This is a genomic window from Xenorhabdus thailandensis (assembly GCF_037996785.1).
In the GTDB taxonomy this organism is placed as follows: domain Bacteria; phylum Pseudomonadota; class Gammaproteobacteria; order Enterobacterales; family Enterobacteriaceae; genus Xenorhabdus; species Xenorhabdus griffiniae.
The window spans coordinates 68,411-92,190 of sequence record NZ_JBBMXF010000009.1 but is presented as its reverse complement, the minus strand read 5'-3'; the positions used below and the strand labels follow the sequence as shown (position 1 = coordinate 92,190).

23 protein-coding genes and 2 pseudogenes are annotated in these 23,780 nt (G+C 38.8%); 7 read left to right on the top strand and 18 right to left on the bottom strand.

Annotated elements, in window-relative coordinates:
* Positions 1 to 6: 6 nt before the first annotated feature.
* From AAC853_RS08815 to ribA, 8 genes are all read right to left on the bottom strand, one after another.
* The gene (locus AAC853_RS08815; protein WP_340614439.1) at positions 7 to 1,215 is read right to left on the bottom strand and encodes an ATP-grasp domain-containing protein; all 1,209 of its coding nucleotides are present in this window, start codon (positions 1,213 to 1,215) and stop codon (positions 7 to 9) included.
* A 38-nt stretch (positions 1,216 to 1,253) separates the two neighbouring features.
* Positions 1,254 to 2,939, bottom strand: a complete 1,686-nt coding sequence (locus AAC853_RS08810) for a WD40 repeat domain-containing protein (protein ID WP_340614320.1) — start codon at positions 2,937 to 2,939, stop codon at positions 1,254 to 1,256.
* A gap of 12 nt (positions 2,940 to 2,951) precedes the next feature.
* On the bottom strand, positions 2,952 to 3,935 hold the full coding sequence (locus tag AAC853_RS08805) for a formylglycine-generating enzyme family protein (RefSeq protein ID WP_340614319.1): 984 nt from the start codon (positions 3,933 to 3,935) through the stop codon (positions 2,952 to 2,954).
* Between the two features lie 127 nt (positions 3,936 to 4,062).
* Complete coding sequence (locus AAC853_RS08800) at positions 4,063 to 5,241, bottom strand: ATP-grasp domain-containing protein (RefSeq protein WP_340614318.1); 1,179 nt, start codon at positions 5,239 to 5,241, stop codon at positions 4,063 to 4,065.
* Positions 5,242 to 5,245: 4 nt separating this feature from the next.
* Positions 5,246 to 6,457 carry an ATP-grasp domain-containing protein gene (locus AAC853_RS08795; protein WP_340614317.1) on the bottom strand — a complete coding sequence of 404 codons (1,212 nt, stop codon included), beginning with the start codon at positions 6,455 to 6,457 and terminating at the stop codon, positions 5,246 to 5,248.
* Positions 6,458 to 6,529: 72 nt separating this feature from the next.
* Positions 6,530 to 7,495, bottom strand: coding sequence for a pyridoxal-phosphate dependent enzyme (locus AAC853_RS08790; RefSeq protein ID WP_340614316.1), 966 nt, complete (start codon positions 7,493 to 7,495; stop codon positions 6,530 to 6,532).
* Positions 7,496 to 7,558: 63 nt separating this feature from the next.
* The gene (locus AAC853_RS08785) at positions 7,559 to 8,098 is read right to left on the bottom strand and encodes an NADPH-dependent FMN reductase (protein WP_340614315.1); all 540 of its coding nucleotides are present in this window, start codon (positions 8,096 to 8,098) and stop codon (positions 7,559 to 7,561) included.
* A complete protein-coding gene (gene ribA, locus AAC853_RS08780; RefSeq protein ID WP_340614314.1) occupies positions 8,099 to 8,737 on the bottom strand; it encodes a GTP cyclohydrolase II in 639 nt (212 codons plus the stop codon).
* A gap of 453 nt (positions 8,738 to 9,190) precedes the next feature.
* Here ribA and AAC853_RS08775 point away from each other — a divergent pair, with 453 nt between their 5' ends.
* From AAC853_RS08775 to AAC853_RS08755, 5 genes are all read left to right on the top strand, one after another.
* On the top strand, positions 9,191 to 10,540 hold the full coding sequence (locus AAC853_RS08775) for a cytochrome ubiquinol oxidase subunit I (protein WP_340614313.1): 1,350 nt from the start codon (positions 9,191 to 9,193) through the stop codon (positions 10,538 to 10,540).
* Positions 10,530 to 11,537: a cytochrome d ubiquinol oxidase subunit II gene (gene cydB / locus AAC853_RS08770; protein ID WP_340614312.1), complete on the top strand. Its 1,008-nt coding sequence runs from the start codon at positions 10,530 to 10,532 to the stop codon at positions 11,535 to 11,537. The genes AAC853_RS08775 and cydB overlap by 11 nt, the downstream gene beginning before the upstream one ends.
* Entirely contained in the window at positions 11,494 to 11,676 is a 183-nt protein-coding gene (locus tag AAC853_RS08765; protein WP_422824201.1) for a DUF2474 domain-containing protein, read from the top strand. The genes cydB and AAC853_RS08765 overlap by 44 nt, the downstream gene beginning before the upstream one ends.
* Before the next feature lie 400 nt (positions 11,677 to 12,076).
* Positions 12,077 to 12,388 carry a type II toxin-antitoxin system HigB family toxin gene (locus AAC853_RS08760; protein ID WP_338885421.1) on the top strand — a complete coding sequence of 104 codons (312 nt, stop codon included), beginning with the start codon at positions 12,077 to 12,079 and terminating at the stop codon, positions 12,386 to 12,388.
* Positions 12,385 to 12,831 carry a helix-turn-helix domain-containing protein gene (locus tag AAC853_RS08755; RefSeq protein ID WP_338885420.1) on the top strand — a complete coding sequence of 149 codons (447 nt, stop codon included), beginning with the start codon at positions 12,385 to 12,387 and terminating at the stop codon, positions 12,829 to 12,831. The genes AAC853_RS08760 and AAC853_RS08755 overlap by 4 nt, the downstream gene beginning before the upstream one ends.
* A gap of 34 nt (positions 12,832 to 12,865) precedes the next feature.
* Here AAC853_RS08755 and AAC853_RS08750 read toward each other — a convergent pair.
* A pseudogene (locus AAC853_RS08750) lies at positions 12,866 to 13,087 on the bottom strand (RNA-guided endonuclease TnpB family protein); the annotation flags it as partial.
* 578 nt (positions 13,088 to 13,665) lie between these two features.
* Between AAC853_RS08750 and AAC853_RS08745 the strand changes: the two are divergent.
* A pseudogene (locus AAC853_RS08745) lies at positions 13,666 to 13,944 on the top strand (type II toxin-antitoxin system RelE/ParE family toxin).
* Positions 13,944 to 14,258, top strand: coding sequence for a HigA family addiction module antitoxin (locus AAC853_RS08740; protein WP_338885409.1), 315 nt, complete (start codon positions 13,944 to 13,946; stop codon positions 14,256 to 14,258). Before AAC853_RS08745 ends, AAC853_RS08740 begins: the two are co-directional and overlap by 1 nt.
* 268 nt (positions 14,259 to 14,526) lie before the next feature.
* Here the strand turns inward: AAC853_RS08740 and AAC853_RS08735 are convergent, their stop codons facing one another.
* From AAC853_RS08735 to adiC, 9 genes are all read right to left on the bottom strand, one after another.
* A complete protein-coding gene (locus AAC853_RS08735; protein WP_340614310.1) occupies positions 14,527 to 14,832 on the bottom strand; it encodes a hypothetical protein in 306 nt (101 codons plus the stop codon).
* A 281-nt stretch (positions 14,833 to 15,113) separates the two neighbouring features.
* Positions 15,114 to 15,893: a phosphate starvation-inducible protein PhoH gene (gene phoH / locus AAC853_RS08730; RefSeq protein ID WP_340614309.1), complete on the bottom strand. Its 780-nt coding sequence runs from the start codon at positions 15,891 to 15,893 to the stop codon at positions 15,114 to 15,116.
* Positions 15,894 to 16,221: 328 nt separating this feature from the next.
* Entirely contained in the window at positions 16,222 to 17,196 is a 975-nt protein-coding gene (locus AAC853_RS08725; RefSeq protein ID WP_338885405.1) for an endonuclease, read from the bottom strand.
* Positions 17,197 to 17,509: 313 nt separating this feature from the next.
* Positions 17,510 to 17,947, bottom strand: a complete 438-nt coding sequence (locus tag AAC853_RS08720) for a universal stress protein (RefSeq protein WP_340614308.1) — start codon at positions 17,945 to 17,947, stop codon at positions 17,510 to 17,512.
* A gap of 90 nt (positions 17,948 to 18,037) precedes the next feature.
* A complete protein-coding gene (locus AAC853_RS08715; RefSeq protein WP_338885402.1) occupies positions 18,038 to 18,466 on the bottom strand; it encodes a universal stress protein in 429 nt (142 codons plus the stop codon).
* Positions 18,467 to 18,596: 130 nt separating this feature from the next.
* Positions 18,597 to 19,853: a NupC/NupG family nucleoside CNT transporter gene (locus AAC853_RS08710; protein ID WP_338885401.1), complete on the bottom strand. Its 1,257-nt coding sequence runs from the start codon at positions 19,851 to 19,853 to the stop codon at positions 18,597 to 18,599.
* 109 nt (positions 19,854 to 19,962) lie between these two features.
* Positions 19,963 to 20,907 carry a pseudouridine-5'-phosphate glycosidase gene (locus AAC853_RS08705; protein WP_340614307.1) on the bottom strand — a complete coding sequence of 315 codons (945 nt, stop codon included), beginning with the start codon at positions 20,905 to 20,907 and terminating at the stop codon, positions 19,963 to 19,965.
* Complete coding sequence (locus AAC853_RS08700; RefSeq protein WP_338885398.1) at positions 20,904 to 21,995, bottom strand: PfkB family carbohydrate kinase; 1,092 nt, start codon at positions 21,993 to 21,995, stop codon at positions 20,904 to 20,906. The genes AAC853_RS08705 and AAC853_RS08700 overlap by 4 nt, the downstream gene beginning before the upstream one ends.
* A 436-nt stretch (positions 21,996 to 22,431) precedes the next feature.
* Complete coding sequence (gene adiC, locus AAC853_RS08695; RefSeq protein WP_340614306.1) at positions 22,432 to 23,775, bottom strand: arginine/agmatine antiporter; 1,344 nt, start codon at positions 23,773 to 23,775, stop codon at positions 22,432 to 22,434.
* Positions 23,776 to 23,780 lie beyond the last annotated feature (5 nt).

Here is a 23,780-nt window from a genome sequence, read left to right as displayed (position 1 = left end):
TACTCCCTACTCTTGCGATGGTAAAATAGCTATATTCATTTTCACAATAATATTGTTCACTTTTTTATTCAAAAGAGATAAATCATCTGAAGATATTATTAAAAACCCAAACCGATCAGTATTACTTTTAATTTTTGACACTGTAAAAGGCAATGTTTTGGATAAAAAAATATCTGCATCAAAATTATCAGGAAGCTCAATGCTTGTGACTATTCCATCTAGTGTGGAATACAATGCTTTTGCCATTGAAAAACGGGTTGGAATGGGTCTAGTTTTAGAAAACCCTTGAATAAACAATTCAATAATTAAACTATCTAAATCAATTCCTAAAGCTTTTGACATGTTAGCAGGAGCAGGACCGTTAGGAAAACGAGGGTTGATTTCCACTAAATAAATATTATCTTTGTGTACTAAATATTCAATGTGAAAAGCACCGAATAACATATTTATCGCTGGAATAACAACTCGGCTAGCATTATACAACTGAGTTTCAAATAGCTTATAGGGGAAAATACCACCTAATTCGACACAACCATTTTCTCCTCCTAGCAGACGGCTGCTACAACCTAAAAAATGAATTCCTTCTCGATCTACAAACCCCTCAACACTAACAAGCTCAGCGTTTTCAATAAATTGCTCGATAATGTAGGGAAAATAAAAGCAATCAGATGATTCTTCAAAGAAATGATCCACTTCTGCCTGATGAAAAAAAATATGTATTCCCAAAGAACTATGTCCTAAAAGGGGCTTGAAGATAAGTGGGAAACCTACAGTATCAGCTAGTGAAATTGATTTTAACTGTCTTAAATTATCAACTTTTACAAAATTGGGCTGTTTGACGGTTGTCCTACTAACTCGTTTACGAGTGATATATTTATTACGACAATCGGCCAATACTTCTAGTGGAGTATGAGGTAACTCAAGATATTTGGCAACTTCAGCGCCAATCTCAAGATATTGATCAGAAAGCGTAATGACAGCTTTTGGGCGATGAGGTAATACATTTATAATATGTTGAGCTGTCAGTTGACTCACGGATAATAATGTACAGTTTATATTTTGTTCACTTAAGTGTGTTTGCCATTCTTCACGTTGTTCTGTTACAACCCAAGGGTAATATCCCAATTCTATCGCTGTTTTTAAAATCCCAGTCGGGTTCATTCCACGAGTTTCAATAAATAAGATTTTATTCATTGTGTTTAGTTCAAGTGACATTTGCACGGCTCTTTCTCCTATTATTTTTGTGACATAAATTATTCTGTTACACTTATTTCGTAACATCGCCCATCATAAGAGGCGGCAATAAATATGTGATTATTCTCACTCCAAGCTAAAGACGAAATCCCACTACTAGTCGGACGCCTGGGCTGGCCTATCCACTGTTTGTTAGCAACCGAATAAACATCGACAACACCACTATAACTACCACAAGCGATAAAAAAACCGTCATCACTAGCAGCTACACATTTAATCGAATGTGTATGGCGCGTCTTTATTTTATCGGTATGCTCTTCATCACCCCAAAGCCCGAGATGCAAGTCACGAGAAACTGTCGCAAAACCATGTGCAAAAGGTGAACAATCATTCAGTATACTTTCGTGGGCTTTCTGTATCATGTGTAAGATAATAAGATTATCTGGATCAATAATACTTAATTCACCATCGGCACAACCACAGAACAACTCCTTGCTATTGTAAGAAATACCCTTAATAGCATTCCGGTGTGCATAGATAACAGTCAGGAGTTTGAGACATTGTTTTTCTGAAAAGATAAAAACATTGCCTGAGTAGGTTCCAACAGCCAATAAAACTTGATTATTTGATGTAAAGCTAATACCGCAGTTAATAGGCGAATCGAGTTTATAGAGTAACTTACCAGTGATAGCATCGTATAATTCAGCAGACTGTCCACCACAAACTAAGCGGGATTGAAAACGAGTGATAAAATTACATAACGTGCAAGGGCCACCTATAATGAGTCCATTTTTCAAGGTATATCCAGCATCACCAATGGTATAAATATCATTGCCTTCAATATGAATGGAATTAAGACTTTTTGATGGGATGAGATTTTCATTAGCCCATTGTTTAGTATACGGATTCCAGACAAGGTAACTAGAGGCAAATGTACCGATAACTAAGGTATTATCATCCAAAAATGCGATAGAACGTGGCCATGCGATTAGAGGCAACTCAGCTTCAGAAATTTTTTCTACCTGATGATCATCCGTAAGCTTCCACATAATAATATAACCATCATAAGAGGTGGTTGCAAAAAAACGGCCGTCATTATTAATAGCGATTTTTTTAATCGACGAATTATGTGCTTTTATTTTTATTTCTTTACCATCTCTAATTAGAGAGATATAACCTTCATTATTGCCAATAATCTTATTCTTATCAGAAATACAGGCAATGGCATCTACATCTGTGTTACCAATGTAGATAATATCTAGTAATTTCCCAGTCTTGGTATCCCAAGTTCGAATTGTGCCATCCATACCAACAGATGTTAATGTTAAGCTATCTTGCGACCAATCAAAACTCTCAATAAGATTTTCATGTCCGACCATCCGGCTAATTAAATTACCTGCCAAATCAGACACAGCCAAAGTACAATCATAAGAACATGTTGCAATATAATTACCAGAAGGACTGAAAGCAGCTTTTGATACATCATCTTTGTGTATATTAATTACCTGCTGAAGTTTCATCTCCGGCAATTGCCAAATTCGGGCACTATGGTCACTACTAGCGGAAATTAATTTTGTTCCGCAGGGCGAAAAGGCGCATTGATTAACCAAATGATCATGCATACCCATTGCTAACGATTTATGTGTTTTGGCATCCCAAAGAATTAAACGATTATCGTATCCTGCTGTGGCAACATAAACATTTTTATAGGCGGCAATGCCGCTAATTGGTGCTGAGTGAATCATTTTATTTATCCTTTATTTAGCAAGTCTAAAACCCATTGCGAATATTTCACGATCAAAATGCGGAAATTTACCATGACGGCGAGTCGTTCTTGCTAAATCAGAAAAACGGGCAAAGCTACCGCCCCGTGCCACTCGATAAGTTTCCGTCATTTCATTTAAATGATCTTTTTGCAGTTCTCCACCGGGATAGACGTAATAATTGTTATCGACAAACTCTTCAACATTACCCGCCATATCCATGACACCAAAAGGAGACTGTCCAGCAGAGAACATACCAACAGGTGTTGTCATATAAATTCCTGTTTCGACCGTATTTAATAAAAAAGCATTAAATTTGTCGCCCCAAGGAAACTCTCGTTTTTGCCCTCCAGATGCTGCTAACTCCCATTCCACTTCTGTAGGCAATCGATAATTTTCCTGTGTTTTTTGATTTAACCATTCAATATATTTTTCGATATCGAACAACGTAACGCTATAAACAGGATGATTAGCTTTTTCAATAGGAAATTGCCCTAATCGCCATGAAGAAGGAATACCCGTATACTTGGTCTCTAATAAAAATACTCTGTATTCAATATTGGTAATAGGATATTTAGCAATACTGAAAGCCGGGCATTTGACTTTATGTTCTGGACATTCTTTATAAATCCATTTAGACATCACACCAAGTTTTTTATATTGTTCAACAACTTTATCTGCTTGTTCTTCACTAATACCCATCACAAATTCAGTTGCATCAATATGGATCATTGTTGGATTTAAAGGATCGATACGGGGATCACCTATTAATGATAAAAGCAATCCTGCATAATAGCGCTCTGCTATTGGTTTTTTACTTTCAACAATATTGACTAAACTTTTTATGTCTTGTGTCATTAAATTAATTTTATTAAAGTTATTTTTAGAAATAATATTGTCAATATAATTATCGGGTAAACCAACAGCTTCACGGTCTGTCATTTCTATTTGACACACAGATTTAAGTTGGATATTCAATTCTGTACTCCTTTCCATTATTATTACCATAACGGTATAAACACAAAATTATCTATACTCTATACTTCTGATGATTTATTCATTTGCTATTTTATTGCAATCATGACTCTATCGAACATAACTTATTTTATGGTTTATTTTTGAGAAATTTGTTAATATTAAAGCAATCTCTTATTTCATTCATTAACTGCTTGTTAGATTTTGAAATGATGGCAAAACCATATCGAGTAAATGAATTAATTGTTTTTGGTAACAAATCACCTAACTGATAGTTAAATTGCAACCAAAACAATTTATCTCCACATTTATCCCGAATATTATCCAAGAATTCCACATTGTTCAACTTTCCACCATCACCAAAAAAATAAATAATAGAAATTTGTTGTGGACTATTTATTTTAGTCGGAATAGATACTGTATCCCCCGCAATGCTATGCAGGTTTTCTTTTACAAGATCATAACCTGTTACCTCATTAATCAGAATGGGAATTTTATCACCTCCTGCTCGGGTATGAGATTCGATTAATACTACCTGCTGATTTTGTATTTTGAATTCAGTATGAGAAGCTCCATTTTGATAACCTGCCAAATCCAGCATGGTACAAATCACATTAACTATATTATTCTGCTGGCTTTCTGACAAAGTAGCAGGAAATGTATGACTTATTTCAAAAAAATAGGGATTACCCGAAGTTATTTTCTCTGTAATACCTACAAGATAATGCCGCCGATTTATTGAAATAAATTCCGCGCTATATTCGTCACCATAAATAAATTGTTCTGCTAGCAAAGGAAAAGTCGTTAATTCCTCGATTTCATTTTCGGTACGGATCTCTTTGATATTGGTGCTTCCCATACCATCGTGTGGTTTGAGAATAATTGAACCTTGCGCTTCTGCCAGAAATGTTTTTACTTCTGCTCGTGTATTGACCTCCATCCATGGCGTAGAATATTTTGGCAATAACTGATTCAATAATTTCCTGAAAGCAAATTTGTTTCTGAAAGTATGTACAGCATGAAAAGTTCCTCCTTTGACTCCCAGTTTTTCAGCCAGAAGAGAGGCTTTTTCCTGATAAATCTCCTTATGCGAATAGATGACATCAAAACAATATTGCTGATAATGAGAAGGAATTACCTCTTCTAATTGATTTTGATGTGATAGCTTCATCGCCAAATTGCAGCACTTAAGATTAATCTCACTGAAACTATCGTCATCAAAATAATAGAGGTAAAGTTCATGCCCTAGACTGATTACTAAATCGATAAGACTATCCCAGCCACCTATTAATGCTATTTTCTTCTTCATAAGGCTACTCACATCTGAATCTATTAATCACATCATTAATTCTCGCGCGTAATAAGGGTTCATTGGGAGCAGCAATAACAAAATCAGCAATAGAATCTCCTGTCATATAAGGGATTGATAATAAATCGCCGATTTGCTTTTTATTAACAGCAAACTTAATCCATTCATCAGCAAATTCATTGACATCAGATAAGCTAGAAATCTTCAACGGACGTGGATGAAATTTCAGCCATCCCCCATATTGGGTTTCTTGAATAACAGTGAAATCAATAATTTTACCTAACTGAAATTGTACCATGAATGTATTAAGATCGATCCCTGATAGCTGATATATAGCTTCGCTAATCACACCACCACCGACTCGCTTTGCCACTTCACCAAAAACAACTTCACCTGATGGCGTGTAAAAAAATTCAGTATGTGTAACACCATCTTGAATATTAAAGGCTGAGATAACTTGCCGATTAGCTTGATAAATAGCTACAGCCACTTCAGGGGCTGACAACATGATAGCTGCTCGTGGCTTGGAATCTGTGAATTGCATTGGTGGGGAGAGATATTCAAAGCCAATTTCAAAAATAACATTGCCATGGGAAATAACAGAATCAATGTGAAAAACCCCGCCTTCAATATAAGTCTCAATCAAATAACTGTCTAAATCAATGGAGTGCGCTTTAAGTTTATCAATGATCAAGAAAAAAGCGGATGCATCTTTCGCGTGATATATCCCACGCGATCCCATACCTCTTCTCGGTTTAAGAATTAATGAATCTTTTGTAGATAAAACAGAAGCACAACGTTCATAATCACTTGCCAGCCACTGTTGTGGTGTTTTGATACCACTATTTCTTGCAATATCATGCATAATCGCTTTATCACGAACACCGATAATATCTTGGTAGCGATCTCCTTCACAATCCATCATTTCCCGTAATTGAGCAGCAACTAGCAACAAACGTTCAGAACAAGCAATAACTCTATGAAATGGGGTCTTAGCATGAAGTTCCATCGCAAATGCGATGAGGCCAATTTCATCGTTATCGGTATCCCACAGATGAAGCTCATCATAAAATGTTTCATAAAACTGAGATATTTTTGAAGCATTTGTAATCACTACAACATAGAACTGAGAGCGATCTATAGTAGAATTAGAGTCTTTTTTACGTAAATATTGGCCAATTCCCCCACGATCGAGGAGCAATAATGGTTTTTTCATGATAATTGCACCGACTAGAGATGTTTCAGGAATTCTATCGAATTAATTACCCAGACTTAGACTATCCCATGATTAATGGGGTGGGACAATTTTTGACCATTCTTCATTGTTTGTTCCGGAAGGAAAAACAGTAACGACACATTCATGCTTTTGTAGATCACGAGCTAACAAGGTGGCAGCCAGCCAGTTTGCACCTGAAGATGAACCTACTTTCAATCCCGTCAGGGAATAAATTTGTTTTACAGCATCCATAGCTTGTTCGAAGCTGTAGTGAAAATGCCCTGTGACAAGATCTTCATATTCTTTGATAAATTTCTGCTTAATACCATAACCTACACCGCCGGATCCCAAATATTTAGGCAAACCATTTGGTTCACTAAAACTACTATAAGGTTGTTCTGAAGGAGTAATGCCATATATTTTACACTGTGGCCAGACTGTTTTTAATCCTCGTCCTGTTCCCATTAAAGTGCCAGCAGTACCCATAGAAGCACACCAAGCATAAATTCCCTGCTCCCCTTGACATTTCAACTGGTCAATAATTTCTGTGGCCGTCTGTGTTCGGTGAAATTCAGGATTAGCCGGATTTTCATGCTGAAAAAGAAAAGTAAACATCGGATTTTTTGCAGCCAATATTTTGGCTTCTTCAATTACTTGATAAAATCCTGCCTGAGCCGGAACCTTAATTAGATTAGCACCATTGTCTATCATTTGTTGCTGAAGAGATTCAGCCGTTTTATCCAATAGAACTAATGTTAACTTAATACCAATCTGCCGACAAAGTTTAGCCAGACAAACACCTAATGTGCCTCCCGTATATTCAAGGATATGGGCATTCTGCAATTCTTCATCTGATTGTTCAGCGATGACCTTAGACATCATGGCATATACGGTACGGGCCTTAATAGTCTTGGCATAGTTTTGATTTTCCAGTTTAACAAATATTTTTCCACCCCCCTGAAAACGTGATGGAACTTGAATAAGATCAGTATTAATGACTAATGGCAAAAAATTATCTAATATACTGCGAGCCTTCATTTTGAAAGCACCATGATGATTTACTGATGTTATTTTTCTATCACTGTACATAATCTTGCCTATTTATTTCTGGCCAAAAAGCTCTCTGATAGCAGAACGACAGCGTTCCTGGACATTTTGACTTACGAGTTCAATGACTTCTGCTTTCTGTGAAAAATCTGAACCACCAGCGGAAATATGTTCTATTAAACAGTTTTCCCCTAATGCTCTGATAATAGAACGGAGAGCATCACATGTTGGTGTACTACTTCTTATTCCACCGGCAACACTGGCCACAATAATCGCTTTACCTGCGAATATCCCTTTTTCCAAATGATCAAATGCATTTTTTAATACACCGCTGACTGTACCGTGATAAGTTGGGCTCGCGAATATCACAATATCAGAGGTATTAATCGCGGTAATAAACTGACGTACATTCTTATTTGGCTGTTGTTCAATTTCACAACCATAATACTCTGGATCCATAAAAGGCAAAGGCGTGTCTTCAAAAGACCAGTAAAAAATATGATTACTTTCATCAAACAATGATGAAAAATAATTAATTAGTGCCTTTGTATTGGAACTTTTATTTAGACTTCCATTAATGAATAAAACATTCATTTACATCTCTCCTAATCCATTAATGGTAATATTATGATAAGTATGTTCTTTTTTTGCCTTTAAGTAACTAACATTATTTTCATTTAAGTGGCATCCGGTATTTTTTACTTCCGTCACTTTTATTCCATATTTTTTTATTTGTGTGACTTTATCAGGATTATTAGTCAATAACCTGATACTATTTATATTCAATATTTTAAGCATTTCAGCCGCAGGTTGATAATCTCTTAAATCATCAGGAAAACCTAATTTATTATTAGCTGCATAAGTGTCCATACCCTGTTGTTGCAATTCATAAGATTTTAGCTTATTAAGCAAGCCAATTCCTCGTCCTTCCTGCCTTAAATATAATAAAATCCCTCCGTAATTTGATAAAATCCTTAATGATTCACGCAATTGTGGACCACAATCACAGCATTGTGAATTAAATACATCACCGGTCAAACATTCTGAATGAATTCTCACTAAAACATTATCTTTTCCTTCAATATTATCAAAAGCAATAGCAACGTGTTCTTTTCCATCAGAAAAATTATCAAACCCATAAAAAAGAGCATTCTTATTTATGTCATTATCCAAAACAATAGGTATTTTGACTTTACATACGACCGACGTCGATTTCATATCTTTATAAATCATTTTTATTATTTCCTTATATTAAACTAGAATAATAAAAAACTACAAATACTTACAATGCCAATAAGTTTTAACTTATTGAGTTTAAAATCTATTACAAAGTTAATCAATTTCAATTCAAACAAAAAATTAACACAAAATTAACATATCATTGTGATTATAGTATGTCAATATAATCACCATTAATTATTAAAATAAGATAGGCTCCTACTCCAATAGGGTTGTTTAAATTATTATTTTTCAAAATGTCAGTGAAATACTCTCAATACCATCTGTACCTGTTTTTCAAACAATACTCATTTCCCACAACACAACATGTAACTGACTTCACTCAAAACTGTTATAGTCAATAAACGAATAATTGTCACTATTATACCAAAATGCCTTGTGTTCTACTTGTCTGTACCTTCTAACTTCGTTTATCCATATATCCAAAGATTTCAATAAGAGGTCACTATGTTAGGGTTGAATGCCCTTGAACTCGCAAGGATACAATTTGCATTTACGGTTTCTTTTCACATTATTTTTCCAGCCATTACGATAGGCTTAGCGAGCTTTCTGGCAGTATTGGAAGGTTTATGGCTTAAAACACGTAATACGGACTACAAAACGCTATATCACTTCTGGTCAAAAATTTTCGCGGTTAATTTCGGTATGGGCGTGGTTTCCGGCTTGGTGATGGCCTATCAGTTCGGCACCAACTGGAGTTTCTTTTCTGATTTTGCCGGCTCTATTACCGGCCCGTTGTTGGTATATGAGGTGCTGACCGCATTTTTCCTTGAGGCTGGATTCCTTGGCGTCATGCTGTTTGGCTGGCATCGGGTCGGAGAAAAGCTACACTTTTTCTCAACCTGTATGGTGGCGCTCGGCACGATTATCTCGACATTCTGGATATTGGCCTCTAATAGCTGGATGCAGACACCACAAGGCCATGAAATTATAGATAATCAGGTTATTCCTGTTGATTGGCTCGCGGTGATCTTCAATCCCTCTTTCCCCTATCGTCTACTGCATATGGGAACAGCGGCATTCCTGGCTTCAGCATTTTTCATTGCGGCTTCTGCTGCCTGGCATTTGCTAAAAGGCAATGATTCATCCGCTATGCGGAAAATGTTGTCAATGGCGATGTGGATGATCCTGATTATTGCCCCATTGCAAGCCATCATTGGCGATATGCACGGATTGAATACATTAAAACATCAACCAGCTAAAGTCGCTGCCATGGAAGGTCATTGGGAAAACCATCCTGGTGAAGCCACCCCACTCATTCTATTTGGCATTCCTAATCAGGAAGCGGAAGAGACACGTTATGCAATCAAGATCCCCTATCTTGCCAGCCTGATTCTGACACACAGTCTGGATAAGCAAGTTCCAGCACTGAAAGAATTTCCCCCAGAAGATCGCCCAAATGCTTTTATGGTGTTTTGGTCATTTCGCATCATGGTGGGATTAGGCATTTTGATGATCCTTGCCGGCGTCTGGGGGTTATGGTTGCGTCATAAAAAACGCCTGTATGAAAACCCGCTCTTTCTCCGCTTTATGCTCTTAATGGCACCTTCTGGCCTTATCGCGATCCTGGCGGGCTGGTTTACCACAGAAATTGGCCGTCAACCGTGGGTCGTCTACGGCTTAATGCGCACCAAAGATGCGGTATCAGCACACGGTGAAATCCACATGAGCATCAGCCTACTTATTTTCTTTGTCGTCTATGGCGCCGTATTCGGCGTGGGTTACGCCTATATGATGAAACTCATCCGTAAAGGGCTTCCACAAGCCCCAAATAAGGAGTCAGTAAATGGGTATTGATCTTCCTCTCATTTGGTTCCTGATCATTATATTTAGTACCATGATGTATATCGTAATGGATGGTTTTGATCTTGGGATCGGCATCTTATATCCAGCGATTAAGGAACAACCCGATCGTGATTTGATGATGAATTCTGTAGCTCCCGTCTGGGATGGCAATGAAACCTGGCTGGTTCTGGGAGGTGCAGGATTATTTGGTGCGTTCCCACTGGCTTATGCGGTAGTTTTGGATGCACTGGCAATTCCATTGACTATTATGTTATTAGGTTTGATATTTCGTGGCGTTGCTTTTGAATTTCGTTTTAAAGCCACACCAACGCATCAACACCTCTGGGATAAAGCATTTATTGCCGGTTCAATTCTCGCCACCTTTATGCAAGGTATCGTCGTTGGCGCAGTTATTACGGGCTTTCCTGTCGAAAACCGTGTTTATATCGGTAGCTATTTTGATTGGCTGGCTCCTTTTCCTCTCTTTTGTGGGATTGGGCTCGTCATCGTTTATGCCTTATTGGGATGCGGCTGGCTAGTGATGAAAACAGAAGGTCATCTACAACAACAGATGTATCGTGCTCTGCGCCCCTTGACATTGCTGATGCTAACAATTATCGCCATTATCAGTATTTGGACACCACTCGCTCACCCAGCAATTGCTGAACGTTGGTTCAGTTTGCCAAATCTATTTTTCTTCATGCCCGTACCATTATTGGTATTGTGGTCAAGCTGGCAACTATTGAAATCTCACCCAAACTCAAGTCATTACACCCCATTTTTGACAGCACTGATATTGATTTTCATGGGCTTTACTGGATTGGGGATCAGCATTTGGCCAAACATTATCCCTCCTTCTATTAGCTATGAAGAGGCGGCCTCTCCTCCCCAATCATTGGGCTTTATGCTGGTTGGTGCTCTGTTCATTATCCCGATAATTTTGACTTATACCTTTTGGAGTTATTATGTCTTCCGAGGAAAAATCACTCATGAACAAGGCTACCATTAAAACAGCACCACAACGCCCATCACTATGGAAGCGCTTAGGTTGGATGGTGGCAATTTGGTTTTGCAGTGTATTAACTTTATACGCCGTATCTACGTTATTTCGCACTCTAATGACAATGGCGGGAATGAAGGTCAAGTGATAACTCACTTTTTTAATTACTGAGAAACTATCTGAATTAAGGTTTTGATCAGAGCAACAGCAAAATTGTTTAACTGATTAAAACCTTTCTCTGGCAAGTTATATTTATATACCAAGCCAACTTCAATTTGCAGCTTGCAAAACAATCTAACTTCAAGATGCTTGTGATTTCATAGAGTGTTGTAAACTGCAACTTGCAGTTTAACGCGTATAAGACGCATCTTGAAATTACTTAATTTTGACACCCTCTGAAGGACGGGGTTTTACGGCGCACCTGATAAACAAACCAAATTCTTATACTAAACGAGTCGTCACTTTTTGTGAACAAAATTATGTCCACATATTGTGAACATGAAAAAATTTTAGTATAATTCTCTCATACTTTTCAGACAGAGGGATTTATGAGGGTTATTTCAAAAAAGCCTTTTGACGAAGCAGGACGCCGATTTCCTAATGATTCCTCTGCACTCGATGACACGTACAAGGTGCTTAACACAGAGAGATTTTTAACCCCGGAACACCTTAAAGCGCGTTTTGGTAGTCTAGATAGGTTCAAGTATAGGGAGAAATGGTGGGTAATTGATATAGGAGGTAACAATCTTCGCATCATTGCATACATCAAATTTGAAACCCAGAACGTGTTTATAAAACACATTGTGACCCAAAAAGAATATGACCGGCTCACTGATCACTACCGGAGAAATCCAGAATGATGGCTGTAAACAATTATGAGAACTATGAAGTAGCATTAAGCGCTACCGCAATCCTGATAAACGCCATTCCCTTGTTGGGCGGAAGCAATAGACGCGATGATTATGAACAAGCGCTTGAGATAGTAGAGCGATTAATCGATACCGATGATGAAAACCCGCTTATCGACCTGCTGGCGAAAAAAATCGCTGACTATGAGAATACAGCGCCCGAATTCGCCGAATTTAACGCGCGTATTACCGCCGTACCGCAGGAGCTGGCAATGTTGCGTACCTTGATGGATCAACACGGGCTAAATCAAAGCAGCTTCAAAAATGAAATTGGCTCTCGTTCTTTGGTGAGCATGATTTTGAAAGGTGAACGTAAGCTAACGTTAGAGCACATGAAAAACCTATCAAAACGTTTCAACCTGTCAGTATCAGAGTTTATTGATGAGAACGAATAATGTTTCTAATCCTGTAATATGCAGGCTTTTTTATTCGACTGGCATTGATGAGATGGCGGGGATTCGGGGTTTTGTCACCATTCGATTTAATGGCGTAGTGCGAGAGTCCCATATCAATACCCGTAACAGTTGATATCAATGTGGGTTTCGCCGGCGCTTCTGTCCCGTCATCGCAGAGTATTGACGCATAATATTTCCCCGTTGCGCTGCGGCTCAGCGTGATACTTTTCAAGGAGCCTGTCATTTCACGATGTAAAAATATCGTGATCAAATGACAGAGCACACAAAGAAAAAGCAGACAAGAAAGCAGATAGCGGATTTACACAGACAAACCAAGCGTTAAAACTTTGCGAATGTCTGGGAATCGTGTCTTATACTGGTGATAAAATCAGTATGGGTTATGGTGAGTATAAAATCAACACAGAAAACGATTTAGTTAAATACTTAAAATCCATTTTTACCAAAGATAAAGAGACACAAAGCGAGTTAGATTTATCAATCGAAAAATAAAAATCAATTACTTTTACAAAATCCGCTACTCTGAGCGGATTTTTTTGTTTTTTACTGTCTTAAATACTTTACCAGATCCCCACAAACCACGTTTACAGCATTTTGATTATATTCCTTAATATCTACCAGCCAACAACAAAACACACTTAAAAGCGTTTCTATGGCTTATTTAGCCAATAGAACCATAAATAACGCGCTTAATTAATATATTAAGTTAAATAAGTAGTAGTAACTTTGAAAATCTTATTCGAAAACAAGTATTGCATGATGTGTAACACTCAAGTATAGTATTACACATCGCGTAACATGAGTCGTAACGTAACAATGATCAAATCATTTAAGCACAAAGGATTGAAGTAACTTTTTGAAAAAGGGGTTACTTCTGGCGTTCAGGCGCAAGATGTCGAGAGAATTAACGACCGTTTACAAGCTATTGATGCAGCAAATGAAATAGGTGAATTAAATCGCCAAATATATAAACTTCACCCGCTGAAAGGTGATCGCGAAGGTTATTGGTCTATTACAGTTAGGGCTAACTGGCATATTACTTTTCAATTCATCAACGGTGATGCTTACATTTTAAATTATGAGGATTATCACTAATGAGACAGTTTAAAATTTCCCATCCCGGTGAGATTGTCGCCAGAGATTTAGCAGATATGGGGATAAGTGGTCGCCGCTTTGCGAACAATATTGGAGTAACACCAGCTACTATATCGCGTTTTCTTGCCGGTAAAACGGCATTAACCCCATCGTTAGCGATTCGTATAGCCGCCGCGCTAGGAAGTACTCCTGAATTCTGGTTACGCCTTCAAAGTGCTTATGACCTGCGCCAGTTAGAAAATCAAATTGATACATCAGGGATCATTTTATACGGCGATCAAGACGAAACCTTACAGGTAAAACCCAATCATTAAACAAAAAAATACGCGGGGCTAATATAGCTCCGTTTATTGACGGTTATTGCAACCACCGAGCCATTATCGACTCGCGGCCTTGTACATGACGCAGCTTCTCCCCGTTTCCCTTTCCCGTAAGCGGTCGCTTCCCTTTTCTGATTTTTTACCGTGACACACAGTCAGTTCGCTTCGGTTTCCCGTCGGTCTGTAGCTACATAAAAAACCCCGCATAGACTCAGCGAGATTTTTGGTGCGGATAATCACATCCACAATTTATTGCACAATACTACAGCGTAAACAGATTACGGCTAAAACATTTATTCAAGATAAACAAATCGCGCCCATTTGAGTAAATCGGTGTTTTATCCAATAGACTAAATGAATGGGATAATTTTTCGCAGGCCGATGGATGCTTATGGGTTTCTTTTTCTTTTCGTATCTCGTCAGCAATACGCAATTTCAAATGCAGGTGACGGCGGTTTTCTTCCCGTTCTTGAACAATTAAGTTATCTAATTCCATTTCCCGCTCAAGCGCGGCATGATCAATATATCGATTTCTAACGTTGTTGTGGCTAAAGGTGCGAAACTTCATATTATTCACTCCATTTAATTATTTATTTTGTTTTCTTAATGAAGCTATTTTCGCACACTGAATAAGGCAGAAAATAAACAATCATCGGGAGTGGAAAACAATATAGGTCTGATTATAAAAATTTTTAATAACCCGTAATGTAACATTCTTTTATATTCATCATGTCATTATCCAATGACTTAATTGAATACATGCATACTGAAGTCTATTAGCAAACACTATACCATCCCCCCAGCCACAAAATTAACTGGGGGGTTTATTCCTATACTACGTTTCTATGATCATCCATAAGCCATCAACGCTTTCTGACATAATTTAGAGCGAATACAATCTTGTTGAGAGAAATGGATCACACTGATAGCTTCGTCATCAGAAAACCGCTTCAATGCATCCACCAACCCCGATGTGATATTTGTTGGCAAATCACACTGGCTAACATCACCATTTACAATTACGGTTACATTTTCTCCTAACCGCGTTAAAAACATTTTCATTTGATTAACAGTGACATTTTGCGCTTCGTCGAGGATCACAAATGCATTTTCAAATGTCCTCCCGCGCATATAGGCAAAAGGGGCAATTTCTACTTTGCCAATTTCAGGGCGCAAACAATATTGCAAAAATGAAGTTCCCATACGTTTTAATAACACGTCATAAACCGGGCGGAAATAAGGGGCAAATTTCTCTGCCATATCTCCTGGCAGAAAACCAAGATCTTCTTCTGCCTGTAATACCGGCCGCGTCACAATAATCTTATCAACCTCTTTATTGATTAAGGCATCGGCTGCCATTACGGCGCTAACGTAGGTTTTGCCACAACCCGCTTCACCATTAGCAATAATCAATTGCTTGTTATTGATCGCCCGCATATAGCGATACTGTGCTTCACTGCGAGGCATAATTTCTGAAGTATCCCTGCTTTCACGCGCCATTCCGATAGCCTCCACACCTCCAATCTGTACCAGTGAAGTGACATTATCGCTGTTCCGATAACGTGATTCCCTTTTTAACATTCTTCTAACTTCACGGCGAGATTTAACCACTGCTTTCTGTCTACCCATAGTTGCACACCTTATCGTTAGTTTCACTTTGCGGTGTCTTAACATCGATGTTATAGATAGGAGCTCCCTTTTAAGCTCATTAAAGACCAATAAAAAAACCGACGTTAAGATCGTCACTTTTTATCAGTGACATGAACTTAAGCGTCGGCTCCTAACCGAGAATGCAGTTTCAGTATCTGTCATTAGCATTCCTCGCATCTTTCCGTTTCTTTGGTGTAATGTAACGGACTATGATGTCAGTATAATGACAGTTTTTTCTTTATGACAAGCGCAAAGGTTAAATTTTACTGAAATGTTGTTTGATTTTTTATTCGCAATGCATTAACAGCTACTTTTTACAATTACCTGCCAAGCGATATCCTGCTTTTTTGGCTTCGGCTTCTGAGTGGAAGTAAATTGCGTTTTTATCTGCTACCGTTTTATAGCCAGAGCAGTATGAAAAATGATAAATCTGGCTATTTTTATTCCCTTTAATTATCTCATTTTGCGCTATCTTTGATGGCGCCCTTTGGGTTGATATCTGGCTATTCCCTGCATACAAATTATTTTGCTTTGACGCACGGCTCTGCCCCAATTCCCACTTTTTGCTACCAGTCACAAAGGGGTTATGGTGCCCCATAATCTTGGCAATTCGGTTATCTCTTTCACGCTCCCAGGCATCTACTGGATACTGGCGATCCCACGCCATCATCAACTGTTGCTGTTGGCGTGACATAGTCAAATTATAACGGTCATGCATATAGAAATAGACTCTGGCAACCATCCCTTTTACTCTATTGCGTGGTTCAAACAAATGTGATTTAAAATCCACCTTACTGCTACATGAACCATACATATTCGGTGTGTTTCTGGCGAGCATTCCGTAACCAAAATTACTGCGATCACCGTTAACTTCACCGATTGATGGAGCCAGGTTATGCATGTCTGATTCCATCATGCGAAATACAGGATCGGTTTCAACGCAATTTTTCCGACCACCATTTTGCCAACATTGGCGCTGATGCCCAAATACCCAGGCTGGCACCATATGTTCCCATTCAATACGTGCCGCCCTTGTTTGCTGTGATCTAACATGATAACCGCAAGAAGCCAGATCAACACGTCCACCACTTTTGCCAACCCATTGCCAATCACATCCACAATATAGTGTGCCTATACCTGACTTTGTTTGTCCGCTATAAACATTTTTTCTTGATTCAACTTTAGCTTGTTCGAAGCTGGTCGGTGCACTCCATGCATGAAAAGAGAGGGTTAATCCAAAAACCAAAAGATAACGTGCCAACTGACCAATTTTACTATTCAAAATAATACCTGTTTACTGATTGTGCATAACATCCCTCTATTATCCTGCCTGATAACGCCCTAAAATGACAAATATTATTCGTCGATTTATCTTTAACAACCAAGAAAACGTTAATGCATTATTTGAGCTAATGAATAGTAATATACGCATTGAACTTCAAGTTGCATTTACAACACTCTATGAAACCTGATTTCTCCCCGCTTCGCGGGGAGAAATCACACGCATCCTGAAGTGAGATTGGTATATAATTTAAGTGACTGAAAAAATAACCGTGCTATGTTCAGGCACGGTTTTATGGATAATAGACAATCGGTTATCTCACTACCAAAACAGAGATATTGGCATGTCCTACAATGCCCGATGCATTGGAACCCAGTAAGTGAGTTGAGATATCAGGCCGACGAGAGCCGACAATAATCAAATCTGCATCAATCTCACGCGCTGTAGACAACACCTTATCTCGTGGAGAGCCGAAGGCAACAGAGAATGACACCCTATCTTTAGATACATCAATTCGTTCCACGACTTTTTTCAGTTCCTCTTCAGAATTTGCTATTGCTTTTTTAGCAAAAGCACTCAATAAATCATAGTGGTAACTATAATTCACGGAAAATCGGGAAATATCTGGCACAGAGTGAAAAAGATGAATCTTTGCATTAGATATTTTTGCTAAATATTCAGCATGTTTGATTGCATTATCAGTTAATATATCTTCCGCAATATCAATTGGAACTAAAATCGTGTTATACATACATACTCCCCCTGTAATCGGATATAACCACTAGCTATCGGTCATCATCTAAAATCAGTAAAATCAATAAGTTATTATTTACATCAATAATCATCGCACTACTAATACAGATGTTTTTGCATATCGGACAACTCCAGCAGAGTTGGAACCCAACAGGTGAGTCGTGATATTAGGTCGCCTTGAACCGATAACAATCAAATCAGCACCAATTTCATCCGCTGTAGCTGTAATTTCGTCTCTTGGTGAACCAAATGCAATCGAATAGGAGATCTGACGAGTTGGTAATTCAATGGAATCAACCAGCTTTTTCAAGTCCTGTTCTGCCTTGATAGTCGCCTTGTCCTTAATTTCCATATAGCCTAGTGCATAAGCATTAATAATCGCCGATGAAATGGGTAATACATGTAAAAAATGTAATTTGGCTCCCGTTTCCCTGGCGATTTTAAGAGCGCAGTCAACTGCCTTGTTAGTTAGATCTTCTTCGGAAATATCTACTGGCACTAAAAGAGTTTTGTACATACGCACGCTCCTACTTACCGAAATACCAAGTTATCCTGATTTCTTTTAGTATATTGAAATGTGGAAAACTTACTGTGAGTTATCTAACACCTAAAACATGTTAGCCCCTATTCAGATTCATGGATAGGGATTAGCCAGATAAACTCATAAACATCCCTGCAATCGTTGCGCTCATAAGGTTAGATAAAGTCGCTGCCAGTAATGCTCTAACACCAAGCCGTGCGATATCTGATGTCCGTTCAGGGACGACTGAGATAAATGCCCCGACCACAACGGCAATCGAACCAAAGTTGGCAAAACCACAAAGAGCAAATGAGATAACAGCAATAGTTTTAGCATCCAAAACCACTATCGGATCGTTTAAATAGGAAGAGAAGTTCACATAAGCCACAAATTCGTTGATTGCCAGCTTCTGCCCAATCAAACTCCCAGCTAAATCCGCATGTTCCCAGTTAACGCCCATAATGTAGGCTAATGGTGAAAAAAGATAACCAAACAACTTCTCCAAACTTATACCTTGCCAGCCCAACATCTCACCAAAACCACCAATAAGGCCATTAATTAATGCTATCAGGGCAACAAAAGTCATGACCACCGTTGCTACGCCAACCGCGATCTTTAGTCCCAACATAGCACCACCCGCGGCGGCTTCGATAATGCTGGCAGGCCGTTTTTCACTAAATGAAATGTGTTCAAATTGGACTTGTGAAGGCTCTATCGCAGGGCTGAGTAAACGAGCAAATAAAATACCACCTGGGATCGCCATCAATGATGCAGCCAGAAGATATTCTATCGGGACACCTAATCCGGCATATCCAACCAGCATCGAACCAGCAATTGATGCCATGCCGCTGCACATCACTGTGAAAAGCTCATTGCGATTCATTTTGTTAACAAAGGGTCTTAAAACGGCCGGGAGTTCATTTTGCCCAAGGAATATTGTTGTCACTGCGGCAAAAGCTTCTATTTTGCTAATTCTCATCGCTTTCTGGAACGCATATCCCAAGATATTAATAATCCATTTCATGATACCAAGATAATAGAGGATCGATATTAGTGAAGTAATAAAAATTATTGCTGGCAAAACTTGAAATGCAAAAATAAACCCTGCACCGTCAAACAACTCATTCATTTTAGGGCCAACTAAACTGCCAAAGATAAATGAACCTCCTGCTGAACTGTAAGAAATAACGGCATTGACGCCATTAGCCACATTATTAATCAGCCATTTCCCAGCAGGGATATAAAGCATAATCGCCCCAAGCGCTATTTGGAGAAATAATGCAGCCCCTACTGTAGGTAAGTTGATTCTTTTTTTATTGACTGAGAATATATAACCGATAGAAAGCAATATCACCACACCCAATAAGCTGCGTAAAATATCCATGATTACATTCCTATTTTTTAGCCAACCCAAAAAAGAACGAATATATTGCTAAGTTTTTTCAGGCTGGCATTTATTTTATTATAATTTTGGATGAAAATTTGGATGGAGTTTATTGTGTTTTATTTATCTCTTGATAAGCAACAGCAATTTTAGCTGCTAACCTAGCATTATTGAAAACCAATTCAATATTCGCCTGTAAACTTTCTCCACCGGTGATTTCTGTAACTCTCGCCAGCAGGAAAGGCGTACTTTCTTTACCCAAAATACCCTGGTTTTCTGCTTCATGAACCGCCTGTTCAATTGCGCTATTGATCCGTTCTTCCGGCATAGCAAATGGCTCAGGAATCGGATTGGCGATCACAATTCCACCATTCAGCCCTGAGTGCCATTTTACTTTCATAGCCTGGGCTATTTGTTGAGGATCATCAAGCCTTACACTGACAGGAAATTGACTGCTACGACAGAAGAAGGCGGGTAGTTTTTCTGTCTGGTAACCCACCAAAGGCACACCATGAGTTTCCAGATATTCCACCGTTAACCCTAAATCAAGAATGGATTTAGCACCAGCGCATACAACGGCAACATTGGTCATAGCCAATTCTTGTAAATCAGCCGAAATATCAAAGGAACGTTCAGCACCGCGATGAACACCACCAATACCTCCTGTCGCAAACACAGCAATACCTGCCATTTGTGCAATAATCATGGTTGAAGCGACCGTCGTTGCACCATGTTTGCCCGCCGCAATAACAAAAGGTAAATCACGACGGCTAACTTTGCTAACCAGATGCCTTTCTTTCGCCAAGAATTCAATTTCATCATGGGATAACCCAACTTTTATTCTTCCCTCAATAATCGCGATAGTTGCCGGAACTGCACCATTTTCCCGAATACACTGTTCAACTTTTAAAGCGGTTTCCCTATTTCGTGGATAAGGCATACCGTGAGAAATAATTGTCGATTCCAGCGCAACGACAGGACGATTCTCTGCCAATGCGTGAATCACCTCTGGAGCAATATCTAAATACTCATTTAATGCAACATTCTTATTCATGATGTTAATTCCAACAGTTTTTTTACTCTACTACAGGATAAATTTGGGTAATTAGTCAATTCTGAAGATAAAGTCAGCGCAGAACAGCCTTGTGAAAAACGGATGCTCTCTTCTAATGCCATCCCTTCCAACCAACAATATGCAAGGCCAGCCATCATGGCATCACCCGCCCCATTGGCATTGACAATATTGATGGGAATGGCTGGCGAACACCCAGCAACACCGCCAATTTCACTGTAATACACCCCTTCTGTTCCCATACTCAAGGCGAGTCGCTGAACACCTTGCTGATGAAACCAGGCAGCCGCATCAATAGCATCAGCCAATGTCGTAATTTTTATTCCACTCAGTATTTCAGCTTCAAGCCGATTGGGTTTTAAGGTATGGATGTAAGATAACCAATGACGGATTTTGTTCGCTTTAAATGTCGATACGGTATCAACAAAGATCGGAATATTTTCTGCGTGATTGAATAACCACTCTAATGCATCTTGTGTTAAATTACAGTCAATGATCAATACACCCGCGTTTTTAATTAAAGACTGAGATTGAGATAATAAGGCAGGCGTAAGTTGTTCCAATATATCCATATCATTAACAGCAACCCGCATTTCACCTCGCTCATCTATCAATGAATGGTAGGTCGATGTATTTTCACCGGGCAATTGATGAAGATAATCTGTATAAACACCCGATAATTTTGTTTGTTCAAATAATGTTTCTCCATAAATATCATCACCAATAACAGAAATTAGATAACTTTCTTTGCCTAATAAAGCAATGTTATGCGCAATATTTCGCCCTACCCCACCTGCCGTAGATTTATTTTTCCCTGGGTTAGAATCTTCATAGATTAATTCAGAAAATACGTAACTGGTAACATCCATGTTAGCGGCACCGACCGTTACAGCATAACAATTTTCTGAAAGGATATACCCTTTTCCTTTAACATTCCCTTTTTTAGTCAGATTCATAATATGCCCCGCGACACATGAACGGCTAATTCCAAGAATGTCGGCGATTTCCTGCTGCTGAATAAAAGGGTCTCGCCTAATAATCTGCAATATCTGTTTTTCTCGATTTGCCATATCATGTCCTTACTCATGTTTGAACATGACAGCTTTTTATTTCATCGTTGCGTAACAGTAAAGTTTATTTATGTAGTTTATTGTCATTGTGAGAAAGTGATCGTAAGCCATATGAAAAAGTATTTACTCACGATAAATGTGACAGAAATAACAACATTAATAATGAAAGTTTACTAAAGGAAAGGATTTTATACCAATTAATCGAACATATAATGTTTTATATTGTGATAATAACTGTAAAAACAATCAGATGCATAAAACGCAAAATTAAACCAACATCTGTTTGTTTTTCTATTATTCTTAATTTTTAGATAATTAGAGAATGGCTTGTTACATCCAATGATGATTTATCTCACAAACCTTATTGGTTAAGAAAATCAGCATAAAAAAAGGTGCTGAAATAACAGCACCAAAATAGTGACACCCAAAATCGAAATTAATCTTTTTTATCTAACGGAAAAGGAACAGGATGTTTCGTATTGTAGTTAAAGGTATACATTGCTGTTATGACCATCATGACAACTAGCGTCCATACCACTTCTTTGGCTCCGGTTCCCAAAACTGCCCAGATGCAATAAACAAAGGCAATAAACGTAATAGTGATATATCGCGTTTTCTCTTGCCCAAGATGACCATGACCAATTAACAGCAAAGCTGCACAGGTATACAGGTAAGGTATCAAGGTAAAAATCACGGAGACAGACGAAACCAACCCAAATTCTCTCGCTGCATTTGGTGAAATACTGCTGAGTTGGAAAATCGTCATTAAAACACCCAATATCAACAACCCCGCAACTGGCGTTCCTGCTTTGTTCACTTTGGCAAAGATTGAGGGAAACAGCCCATCATCTGCGGCAGCTTTGGCTGTTTGCCCTGCAAGCAATGTCCAGCCACCCAATGATCCTAAACAGCCTGCCGCTGCACAAAAGGCAACTACGGCTCCCGCGGTATCTCCCAACGCCAATCGAGCAGCATCGCCAAATGGTGAAGATGAGATTTTCAACGCCGCGTTGGGGATCATGCCCATAATCACGCTGCTAGACAGCACATAACAGACAGCCGCAATCAGCACACCGCCGATAGTCGCAATCGGCACGTTACGCTTGGGATTTTTAACCACGCCAGCCGCAACAGAAGCACTTTCAACGCCAATAAAAGACCATAATGTGACGTTTAAAATACTCTGAATCGCGCCAAAGGTATTTAACCCACTGACGTTCCACGCGTCCATATAGGTCTTGCCGTTGAACCAGAACCACCCCAATACAGCAGTTGCGACAATCGGAATCAATGCTAAGGTTGTCGCTACCGCTTGCACTCGGGTAATAACATGTGGCCCGATAATGTTCAAAATGACAAATATCCACAATATGACTGTACAAGTGATGGTTAAAATAATGGGATCTTTCAGGATAGGGAAAAAATAGCTCAGGTAACCAACGCCAATCACAACCATGGCGATATTGCCGATCCAACACGCCAGCCAATATAAAATATTGGTCTGATAGCCTAAAAAAGGACCAAAAGCCCGTCGTGCATAAGCATAAGATCCCCCCGGGCTATCATCCAGTGAGGAGACTTTCGCATAAACGATTGATAACCCCACAGCACCAATGATAGTCACCAACCAGCCAAGGATCGCAATACCGCCTGTTGATGCCAGGCTGGCAGGCAAAAGAAAAACACCCGATCCCATGATGTTACCCGCAACCATCAGAGTAACGGGGATCAATCCGACTTTTTTTGCCTCTGAAACATTTGCCTCTGAAACAATAGCCATAATTT

Bases quoted from the DNA above. Each gene is read 5' to 3' on its own strand.
- AAC853_RS08765 (WP_422824201.1), top strand. From the start codon at position 11,494: ATGTCTTCCGAGGAAAAATCACTCATGAACAAGGCTACCATTAAAACA.
- AAC853_RS08700 (WP_338885398.1), bottom strand. From the start codon at position 21,995: ATGGCAAATCGAGAAAAACAGATATTGCAGATTATTAGGCGAGACCCT.
- AAC853_RS08715 (WP_338885402.1), bottom strand. From the start codon at position 18,466: ATGTACAAAACTCTTTTAGTGCCAGTAGATATTTCCGAAGAAGATCTA.
- AAC853_RS08735 (WP_340614310.1), bottom strand. From the start codon at position 14,832: ATGAAGTTTCGCACCTTTAGCCACAACAACGTTAGAAATCGATATATT.
- AAC853_RS08815 (WP_340614439.1), bottom strand. From the start codon at position 1,215: ATGTCACTTGAACTAAACACAATGAATAAAATCTTATTTATTGAAACT.
- phoH (WP_340614309.1), bottom strand. From the start codon at position 15,893: ATGGGTAGACAGAAAGCAGTGGTTAAATCTCGCCGTGAAGTTAGAAGA.
- AAC853_RS08710 (WP_338885401.1), bottom strand. From the start codon at position 19,853: ATGGATATTTTACGCAGCTTATTGGGTGTGGTGATATTGCTTTCTATC.
- AAC853_RS08705 (WP_340614307.1), bottom strand. From the start codon at position 20,907: ATGAATAAGAATGTTGCATTAAATGAGTATTTAGATATTGCTCCAGAG.
- ribA (WP_340614314.1), bottom strand. From the start codon at position 8,737: ATGATTTATAAAGATATGAAATCGACGTCGGTCGTATGTAAAGTCAAA.
- AAC853_RS08810 (WP_340614320.1), bottom strand. From the start codon at position 2,939: ATGATTCACTCAGCACCAATTAGCGGCATTGCCGCCTATAAAAATGTT.
- AAC853_RS08785 (WP_340614315.1), bottom strand. From the start codon at position 8,098: ATGAATGTTTTATTCATTAATGGAAGTCTAAATAAAAGTTCCAATACA.
- AAC853_RS08795 (WP_340614317.1), bottom strand. From the start codon at position 6,457: ATGAAAAAACCATTATTGCTCCTCGATCGTGGGGGAATTGGCCAATAT.
- AAC853_RS08740 (WP_338885409.1), top strand. From the start codon at position 13,944: ATGAGACAGTTTAAAATTTCCCATCCCGGTGAGATTGTCGCCAGAGAT.
- AAC853_RS08760 (WP_338885421.1), top strand. From the start codon at position 12,077: ATGAGGGTTATTTCAAAAAAGCCTTTTGACGAAGCAGGACGCCGATTT.
- cydB (WP_340614312.1), top strand. From the start codon at position 10,530: ATGGGTATTGATCTTCCTCTCATTTGGTTCCTGATCATTATATTTAGT.
- AAC853_RS08800 (WP_340614318.1), bottom strand. From the start codon at position 5,241: ATGAAGAAGAAAATAGCATTAATAGGTGGCTGGGATAGTCTTATCGAT.
- AAC853_RS08755 (WP_338885420.1), top strand. From the start codon at position 12,385: ATGATGGCTGTAAACAATTATGAGAACTATGAAGTAGCATTAAGCGCT.
- AAC853_RS08775 (WP_340614313.1), top strand. From the start codon at position 9,191: ATGTTAGGGTTGAATGCCCTTGAACTCGCAAGGATACAATTTGCATTT.
- AAC853_RS08720 (WP_340614308.1), bottom strand. From the start codon at position 17,947: ATGTATAACACGATTTTAGTTCCAATTGATATTGCGGAAGATATATTA.
- adiC (WP_340614306.1), bottom strand. From the start codon at position 23,775: ATGGCTATTGTTTCAGAGGCAAATGTTTCAGAGGCAAAAAAAGTCGGA.
- AAC853_RS08790 (WP_340614316.1), bottom strand. From the start codon at position 7,495: ATGAAGGCTCGCAGTATATTAGATAATTTTTTGCCATTAGTCATTAAT.